Below are 4,413 nucleotides of genomic sequence, written 5' to 3' on the forward strand. Positions count from 1 at the left end.
AGGCCAGGCGCAAACTTGCCACGTGGGACACACAATACCTCATGGCGGCTCTGCAAGCGCGTTAACCTGGACTCGTTGCCCTGACCGCCAACCCGACAGGCTGACGAGAGCCAGTGGCTCTCCTCCGTTTCAGGCGCCGGAAAATCTGCCGATGCCCGACACGTCATGCCGATGCCAGACAGAACCCGATACCGGAATGCGATACGATCAGGGGGGATATCGACAACCGGGCGCGCCGCCCAATGCCGGACAACAGGATGACAGGCCGCGCATCGCCCAAGGGAGGACCATCATGACCAACAGCCTGACCAGCAGTGCCGATGCGGTGCTGCGCCATGCCGTCGATGCCACACCGGGTGTGCCGGGTGTGGTCGCCGTCGCCACCGATCGTGACGGCACGATCTATGAGGGTGCGGCCGGAACGCGCGGGCTTGGCTCCGACGCACCGATGACCACCGACACCGTCTTCGCCATCTTCTCGACCACCAAGGCCATCACCGGCACCGCCGCCCTGCAACTGGTCGAGGATGGCCGGCTCGACCTCGATGCACCGGCCAGCACCTATGTGCCCGAGATCGCGGCACTTCAGGTGATCGACGGGTTCGACGACGACGGCACGCCGCGTCTGCGGGCGCCCAGTCGCGACATCACGACCCGCATGCTGCTGCTGCACACGGCCGGCCTCGGCTATGACTTCTTCAACGAGACCTATGCCAGACTGGCCGAGGCCGGCCGGCAGCCCAGCGTTATCACCGCCACGCACGAAGCCCTGCGCACGCCCCTGCTGTTCGACCCCGGCACGCAGTGGGAATATGGCTCCAACATCGACTGGGTCGGCCAGATCATCGAACGGATCACCGGCCAGCGGCTGGGTGCGGTGATGCAGGATCGCATCCTGGACCCGCTCGGCATGACCGATACCGCGTTCTCGATGACGCCATCCATGCATGAGCGGATGGCGATCATGCATCAGCGCGACGAGACCGGCGCCCTGTCAGCGGTGCCCGATTTCATGCTGCCGCAGGATCCGGAGATCCACATGGGCGGCCATGGGCTCCATTCCACCGCCCCCGACTATGCCCGCTTCATCCGCATGTGGCTGAATGACGGCAGGGGACCGGATGGTCGTGCCGTGCTGAAGCCTGAAACCGTGCGGATGGCGGAGCAGAACGGTCTGGGCGAGATGAAGATCAAGGCGCTGCCCGGCGTGATCCCCAGCCTGTCCAACGAAGCCGAATTCTTTCCCGGCATGCCGAAATCCTGGGGCCTGACCTTCATGATCAATGACGAGCCCGCCCCCACCGGCCGGCCGGCCGGATCACTGGCCTGGGCGGGTCTTGCCAACCTGTATTACTGGATCGATCGCCCCAATGGCATCGGCGGATTCTGGGCGACCCAGATCCTGCCCTTTGCCGATCCCGCATCGGTCGGCGGCTATCTCGACTTCGAGACAGCGGTCTATCGCCACGCCGGCATCACCGGCTGACGGCCTTGTGCCGCACGGCGCCGCCGTCGGCGCCGTGCGGCCAGTCTCCTTCAGGCCAGAGCCCATCAGGCCAGAGCCCATCAGGCCAGAGACTTGGTCACCATCTCATACACGTCGCGCGACAGGCTCTTGCGCGACATGATCCGCTCCAGCGCCGCGCGCATCATGCCCTGGCGGCGGTCGTCATAGCGCCGCCAGCGCTTGAACGGACCCACCAGACGGGCGGCGATCTGCGGGTTCATGGCATCCAGAGCCACGATCTGGTCGGCGAGGAATTCATAACCACGGCCGTCTGCGGCATGGAAACCCTGCGGATTGCTGGCGGCGAAGGCGCCGATCAGCGACCGGACCCGATTGGGATTGCGCATCGAGAACGCGGCATGTTCCATCAACATCAGCACGTGATCCAGCGCATCCGGGCGCGAGGCCGTCGCCTGGACCATGAACCATTTGTCGACCACCAGCGGTTCATCTTTCCAGCGGTCATAGAACGCATCGAATGCCGGCTGTGACAGCTCGCCCGGCTGATCGGCCAGCACCAGCAGACCGCCCAGAGCATCGGTCATGTTGGTGGCGGTGGCGAAGCGCCGCTCGGCCCGCTCAAGCCCGGCGGTGCCGCCCGCCGCACCCAGATAGGCCAGGCACAGATTGGCCAGCGACCGCCGGCCGACCGCCGCGGTCTCGAAGGCATAGGGCTGGCCGGCCTCGGCCGCTTCCAGCCGGTCGAACAGCGCGATCAACTGCGGCTCCAGGCTGCGGCCGATCTCGCGCCGCACGAACTGGCGCGCGGTGGTGATGCCCTCGACATCGATCCGCGACATCGTCTCGGCCAGATAGCTCTCCCCCGGCAGGGTCAGCGCCTCGGCAACCAGCGCCGGGTCCAGCGCGTCATCGGTGATGGTACGGGTGAAGGCCTCGCGGAACTCCAGGGGCAGCACCAGCGGACGGCCGGCGCCGATATCGGCGATCAGCCGGTGGATAACCCGGATGGCATAGGTCTGCGCCGCCTCCCATCGATTGAACGGGTCGTCGTCATGGCCCATCAGGAAGGCCAGATCGGCATCCTTGGCCCTGGTGTCCAGCTTCACCGGCGCCGAGAAACCGCGCAGCAGCGACGGCACCGGCCGTTCGGGTAGCTGCATGAAGGTGAAGCGGGTGACGCGGTCGGACAGCACCAGCACCCGCTCCAGGGCGCCGGCCTGCGGTGCATCGGCGGGTTCATTGGCCAGCATCATCGGCAAAGGTGCGCCGTCGGGGCCGATCAGCGCCGCGCGCACAGGCACGACCATGGGCTGCTTCACCGGCTGGCCGGGGGTCGGCGCCAGGGTCTGGGTGAAGGTGACGTCGAAGGTGCCGGCATCGGGGTCATGACGGGTATCGACCGACACCTCGGGCGTCCCCGCCTGAACATACCAGCGGAAGAAATCGCCGAGGTCGAGGTCATTGGCGTCGGCATGGGCGCGGATGAAATCCTCGCAGGTCACCGCCTGGCCGTCATGGCGCTGGAAGTACAGATCCATGCCCCGGCGATAGGCGTCCTCGCCGATCAGGGTATGGAGCATGCGGATGACTTCGGCGCCCTTGTTGTAGACCGTGCTGGTATAGAAATTACTGATCTCGATATAGCTGTCGGGGCGCACCGGATGGGCGGTCGGGCCGGCATCCTCAGGGAACTGCGCCGCGCGCAGCACCCGCACGTCATGGATGCGCGACACCGCCGCCGACTGATGATCGGCCACGAACTGCTGTTCGCGGAAGACCGTCAGCCCTTCCTTCAGGCTCAACTGAAACCAGTCGCGGCAAGTAATGCGATTGCCGGTCCAGTTGTGGAAGTATTCATGGGCGACCACCGCCTCGATGCCGGCATAATCGGCATCGGTGGCGGTGTCGGGGCGGGCCAGAATGTACTTCGAATTGAAGACATTCAGGCCCTTGTTCTCCATGGCGCCCATGTTGAAGTCATCGACCGCAACGATCATGTAGATGTCCAGATCGTATTCGCGGCCATAGGCGGTCTCGTCCCAGGCCAGCGCCTTTTTCAGCGAGGCCATCGCATGGGCGCATTTGTCGGCGTTGCGCGGCTCCACATACAGCCGCAGCGCCACGCTCCGGCCGCTGATCGTGGTGAAGCTGTCCTCGTGAAGTGCCAGATCCCCGGCCACCAGCGCGAACAGATAGCTGGGCTTGGGGAACGGGTCTTCCCACACGATCCGGCGCAGGCCGTCCGGCCCGGTCTCGTCCGCAACCGGATTGCCATTGGACAGCATCACCGGCAGGACCACCGGATCGCCGACGATCGTGGTGCGATAGCGCGCCATCACATCCGGCCGATCGGGGAAATAGGTGATCTTGCGAAAGCCCTCGGCTTCGCACTGGGTGCAGAAGATGCCGTTCGACAGGTACAGCCCTTCCAGCGCGGTGTTGCCGGCCGGATCGATCTCGGTGATGACCGTCAGCACGAAACCGGCCGGAACCCCGCGAATGACCAGACGCTCTTCCTGCTGGTCATAGCGCTCGGGGCCCACCGGCGCACCGTCGATCATGATCGAGACCAACCGCAGCCCGGCACCGTCCAGCACCAGCGGCGCGTCGGCGGCGGCCCCGGCCATGCGGTCGAAGCGGCTGGTGGCGGTCACCCGCGTCGCATGCGGATCGAGCCTGAATTCCAGGTCGATCGTCGATACCTGATAGGCAGGCGGCGCATATTCAGCGAGCAGGATGGTCTTCGGCAGATCGGTTTTCATGCGCGTCCCGGTTGATCGAAGGCAGAAGCCGGCCAGAGGGACCAGGCTGATCCCCTGATCCTGCACCCGCCAGCCGCCGGGAGCAAGCCGGCTGGCCCGCCGCCCAGGGCAACGAGTTCAGGTTAACGCGGTGATCGGAATCTCTGGCGCACGATAGTTTGGCGTGATTCAACAGGCTTCCAC

General features: G+C 65.6%; 2 protein-coding genes. One reads left to right on the forward strand and one right to left on the reverse strand.

Translation table 11 applies throughout. The features are described from left to right. Positions 1 to 292 precede the first annotated feature (292 nt). Positions 293 to 1,486 carry a methyl acetate hydrolase AcmB gene (locus IEW15_RS24840; protein ID WP_188583119.1) on the forward strand — a complete coding sequence of 398 codons (1,194 nt, stop codon included), beginning with the start codon at positions 293 to 295 and terminating at the stop codon, positions 1,484 to 1,486. A gap of 80 nt (positions 1,487 to 1,566) precedes the next feature. Here the strand turns inward: IEW15_RS24840 and pepN are convergent, their stop codons facing one another. Next, entirely contained in the window at positions 1,567 to 4,230 is a 2,664-nt protein-coding gene (gene pepN / locus IEW15_RS24845; RefSeq protein WP_188583121.1) for an aminopeptidase N, read from the reverse strand. Between the last annotated feature and the right edge of the window lie 183 nt (positions 4,231 to 4,413).

The sequence above is a fragment of the Tistrella bauzanensis genome (assembly GCF_014636235.1).
Classification (GTDB): domain Bacteria; phylum Pseudomonadota; class Alphaproteobacteria; order Tistrellales; family Tistrellaceae; genus Tistrella; species Tistrella bauzanensis.

Excerpts from the sequence above, each read along its gene's own strand:
- IEW15_RS24840 (WP_188583119.1), top strand. The coding sequence starts at position 293 with ATGACCAACAGCCTGACCAGCAGTGCCGATGCGGTGCTGCGCCATGCC.
- pepN (WP_188583121.1), bottom strand. The coding sequence starts at position 4,230 with ATGAAAACCGATCTGCCGAAGACCATCCTGCTCGCTGAATATGCGCCG.